This window comes from Micrococcus sp. HSID17227 (assembly GCF_003989405.1).
Lineage (GTDB): Bacteria > Actinomycetota > Actinomycetes > Actinomycetales > Micrococcaceae > Micrococcus > Micrococcus luteus.
Genome location: NZ_RBLN01000202.1, coordinates 1 through 4,061, shown reverse-complemented (window position 1 = coordinate 4,061; position 4,061 = coordinate 1). Strand labels below are relative to the sequence as shown.

Below are 4,061 nucleotides of genomic sequence, written 5' to 3'. Positions count from 1 at the left end.
ACTCCGCTCGGATCGAGCCGCTGCGGACCGCCGAGCGTCTGGCCCTCGTCCTCGGCCAGGAGGGGCCGGGGGTCCGGCCCGAGACCCTCGCCCAGACCGACGCCGACGTCGTCATCCCCATGCCCGCCGGCGTCGACTCGCTGAACGTGGCCGCGGCCGCGGCGGTCGCGCTGTGGGAGCTGCGCGCACGCTGACCGGCCCGGGTGCGGTAGAGTGGGCGGCTGGCCCGCCGTCCGGCGGACCCCCTGACCACACCTCTCGCGCCCCTGGTCCCAATCAGGCGGCTGAAACGAAGGATGCACCATGAAGTCTGAGATCCACCCGGATTACCGCTACGTCATCTTCAACGACCTCGCCTCCGGTGAGAAGATCCTCACCCGCAGCACCGCGAACTCCGAGAAGACCGCGGAGTGGACCGATGGCAACACCTACCCGGTGATCGACGTCGAGATCTCGGCCGCCTCGCACCCGTTCTACACGGGCAAGCAGCGCATCATGGACACCGCCGGCCGCGTCGAGCGCTTCAACGCCCGCTTCAAGGGCTTCGGCGGCAAGAAGTGACCGCGGCGGCCTGAGCCGCGCGCCCACCACGACGACGGGCCCCGGGCCCCCGGAGCGATCCGGGCGGTGCGGGGCCCGTCGCGTCGCCCGTAGGCTGGCGGGCATGACGACTCTCCACGGTGAATACAAGGTGATCGGCGGCAAGCTGGTCGCGGCGGACCTGAGCCTCGCGGACGGCCGGATCGCGACCGCGAGCATCAACGGCGACTTCTTCCTCGAGCCGGACGAGGCGCTCGAGGACCTCAACGCGGCGGTGGCCGGGCTGTCCGCGGACGCCGAGCACCGGGTCATCCGGGAGGCCGTCGAGCGTGGGCTGCGCTCCGAGGCCGAGCTGTTCGGCGTGGACGCCTTCGCGGTCGCCTCGGCCGTGCGTCGGGCCCTCGGCAAGGCGACCACGTGGGGGGACCACGAGTGGGAGGTCATCGGGCCGGAGCCGATGCCGATCGCGCTGACCGTGGCCCTGGACGAGGTGCTCACCCGGCAGGTGGCCGAGGGACGTCGCAAGCCGACCCTGCGCCTGTGGCAGTGGAACGAGCCGGCCGTGGTGATCGGCGCCTTCCAGTCGCTCGCCAACGAGGTGGACCCCGAGGGGGCGCGGCGGCACGGCATCAACGTGGTGCGGCGGATCTCCGGCGGCGGCGCGATGTTCATGGAGGCGGACAACTGCGTCACGTACTCGATGCACGTGCCGTCGTCGCTGGTCGACGGGCTGGAGACGGCGGAGACCTACCCGTTCCTGGACGAGTGGACCATGGACGCGCTCTCCCGGCTCGGCGTGCACGCGTTCTACCAGCCGCTCAACGACATCGCCACGGACCAGGGGAAGATCGGCGGCGCCGCGCAGAAGCGGGTGGGCACGGCCGGGCTGCTGCACCACGTGACGATGAGCTACGACATCGACGCGGACAAGATGCTCGAGGTGCTGCGCATCGGCCGGGAGAAGCTGCGCGGCAAGGGCGTGACCTCGGCGAAGAAGCGCGTGGACCCGCTCCGGCGCCAGACCGGCGTCTCCCGCGCCGAGATCTGGGAGACCATGATGACCACCTTCGAGGAGCGCTACGGCGCCCGCCGCGTCGAGCTGGACGAGGCCACCCGTGAGGAGGCCGAGCAGCTGGCCCGCACCAAGTTCACGACCCCCGAGTGGACCGCGCGGGTGCCCTGAGCCGCCTGACGGCGTCCCGGCACCGTCCGGCACGCTTCCGTCCGGGGGCGGTTTGCGGTGGTATTCGACGTGAGTACCGCCCGAAACCGCCCCCGACGCGTCGAGGTGTGGCGGGGCGGCTCTGTCAGGATCGGACCATGACCCCCGACGACGACGCCCCCGTCCGCCTGATCGCCCGCTCCGACGCCCCGGGGCGCCCACGGTCGACCGTGGACGTCCACTGCGCCCTCGAGCTGGAGCTGGCCTCCGGCCGCCGCGTGCCTCTGCTCACGGACCGCGGCTGGACGAGCCGGGCGGCGGCCGCACGCCTGCCCAGGAGGAGACGCGACACTGGGAGGACTCGGCGAGGAAGACGCCGTGCTCCGCGTCGACGCGACGGCGCAGGGCCGCGTCCGTCATGGTCGTGTAGGGGGCCAGGCGGGGGTCGGCGAGGTCCTCGATCCGCTCCAGGCGCACCTCGCGGGTCCCGCCCTCACCCACCCGAGACCTGCCGCATCACCATGACCACCAGCCCGGCCAGGCCCACGATCACGATGGTGACGCGCAACGCCGTCGGCGAGATGCGCCGCCCGATCCGCGCGCCCACGAGCCCGCCCACGAGCGAGGAGAGCGCGATCAACAGCACGGCCCGCCAGTCGATGCGGTCGAAGGCGAACACCAGGTAGAACGCCGCGGCGGTGAGGTTGACCACCAGCGACAGCCACGTCTTCACGGCGTTGGCGTGCACGAGGGTGCCGCCCACCAGCAGCACGCCGAAGATCGCCATGAGCATGACGCCCTGGGCGGCCACGAAGTAGCCGCCGTAGATGCCGGTCAGGAACACGAGCGTCCACAGCGTCGGGGTCACGGGGCCCACCGGCACGGGAGAGTCCGCGCCGGGGGTCGGTCCCTGGTCCTCCGCCCGACGCCTGACCCACCCCTGGATGCGCGGCTGCAGCACGACGACCGTCAGGGCCACCACGAGCAGCACCGGCGCGACGTAGCCGAACACGGCCGGGGGCAGCGTGGTGAGCAGCGCGGCGCCGATGACCCCGCCGAGCAGGGACGCGACGGTCAGCTTCGGCAGGAGCGCCCGGGACTGGGCCAGCTCGCGGCGGTACCCGTACGTGCCGGAGAAGCCCGAGGCCACCAGGCCCATCGCGTTGGAGACCTGGGCCGTCACGGGCGGGAACCCGACCGCCACGAGCGTCGGGAAGGTGACGAGCGTGCCCGAGCCGATCACCGAGTTGATCGTGCCGGCCCAGAACCCCGCGAGCAGCACGAGCAGGACCTGCCACAGGTCCATGCCCAGCAGCTGCGCGGTCAGCAGCCCCGTCACCGGGCCACGGCGGTGTACCGACCGCCTGTGCGGGTCACCTTCAGGTCCGTGCCGAACGCCGCGGAGAGGTGCTCCTCGGTGAGCGTCGACTCGATGGGCCCGGCCGCCACGACGCCGCCGTCCCGCAGCAGCAGGGCATGCGTGAAGCCCGGGGGCACCTCCTCGAGGTGGTGCGTGACGAGGACCAGCGCGGGCGCGTCCTCGTCCGTGGCGAGCGCCGTCAGCTGGCGCACGAGGTCCTCCCGCCCGGCGAGGTCCAGGCCCGCGGCGGGCTCGTCCAGCAGGAGCAGCTCGGGATCGGTCATCAGGGCACGGGCGATGAGCACGCGCTTGCGCTCACCGTCGGAGAGGGTGCCGAACGCGCGGTGCGCGAGGCGGGAGAGCCCCCAGGTCGCCACGAGGCCGAGCGCGCGGGCGCGATCCTCCGTCTCGTACCGCTCGCGCCACGTGCCGGTGATCCCGTAGGCGGCGGTGACGACGGCGTCCTGCACGGTCTCGTTCGCGGGCACCTGGGCGGCGAGCTGGGCGGAGGACAGGCCGATGCGCGGGCGCAGCTCGAACACGTCGACGGCGCCGAGCACCTCGTCCAGCACGCCGACGTCGCCGGCGGTCGGGTGCAGGCGGGCCGCGGCCAGCTGGAGCAGCGTGGACTTGCCGGCGCCGTTCGGGCCCATCACGATCCACCGCTGCCCCGCGCGGACCGTCCAGTCCAGGGGGCCGAGGATGTCGGTGGTGCCGCGGCGCACGCGCACGCGGCGCATCTGCAGCACGGCGTCCTCATCCGGGAGGAACCAGTCGTCGGGAGGCGCGGGGGTGGTCATGGGGGCCAGCCTAGTCCGGCCGGCCGGCGCGTCGCCGATGCGACGCACGCCCGGCCGCGCCCGCACCCCCGCCTAGGTGTAGGAGGGCATGACGTTGTTGACTCGGGCCGGTGCCAACGAGGCCGGAGGGGCGTCCCCGCAGGAGGTATGAGGCCGATGGTAGTTGTAGTGGTTCACCCACACGGCCAGCGCCTCACGC

Annotated in this window: 7 protein-coding genes; 3 read left to right on the top strand and 4 right to left on the bottom strand. The window is 72.9% G+C overall.

Features of this window, described 5'->3' with window-relative positions; translation table 11 throughout:
* The 3 genes from D8M29_RS09415 to D8M29_RS09405 all read left to right on the top strand — a co-directional run.
* Positions 1-194 (top strand): TrmH family RNA methyltransferase (locus D8M29_RS09415; RefSeq protein ID WP_305034225.1); only part of this gene is annotated, 194 nt, incomplete at its 5' end.
* Between the two features lie 109 nt (positions 195-303).
* A complete protein-coding gene (locus tag D8M29_RS09410; RefSeq protein WP_036336843.1) occupies positions 304-561 on the top strand; it encodes a type B 50S ribosomal protein L31 in 258 nt (85 codons plus the stop codon).
* Between the two features lie 103 nt (positions 562-664).
* On the top strand, positions 665-1,723 hold the full coding sequence (locus D8M29_RS09405) for a biotin/lipoate A/B protein ligase family protein (RefSeq protein WP_127435501.1): 1,059 nt from the start codon (positions 665-667) through the stop codon (positions 1,721-1,723).
* Between the two features lie 267 nt (positions 1,724-1,990).
* Here D8M29_RS09405 and D8M29_RS09395 read toward each other — a convergent pair whose 3' ends face one another.
* The 4 genes from D8M29_RS09395 to D8M29_RS09380 form a co-directional block, all read right to left on the bottom strand.
* On the bottom strand, positions 1,991-2,203 hold the full coding sequence (locus D8M29_RS09395; RefSeq protein WP_238693368.1) for a hypothetical protein: 213 nt from the start codon (positions 2,201-2,203) through the stop codon (positions 1,991-1,993).
* The gene (locus D8M29_RS09390) at positions 2,196-3,041 is read right to left on the bottom strand and encodes a sulfite exporter TauE/SafE family protein (RefSeq protein ID WP_041103831.1); all 846 of its coding nucleotides are present in this window, start codon (positions 3,039-3,041) and stop codon (positions 2,196-2,198) included. The genes D8M29_RS09395 and D8M29_RS09390 overlap by 8 nt, the downstream gene beginning before the upstream one ends.
* Positions 3,038-3,862: an ABC transporter ATP-binding protein gene (locus tag D8M29_RS09385; RefSeq protein ID WP_052520061.1), complete on the bottom strand. Its 825-nt coding sequence runs from the start codon at positions 3,860-3,862 to the stop codon at positions 3,038-3,040. The genes D8M29_RS09390 and D8M29_RS09385 overlap by 4 nt, the downstream gene beginning before the upstream one ends.
* Positions 3,863-3,934: 72 nt before the next feature.
* Positions 3,935-4,061: integrase core domain-containing protein (locus tag D8M29_RS09380; RefSeq protein WP_144820283.1), on the bottom strand; the 127-nt coding region annotated here is incomplete at its 5' end.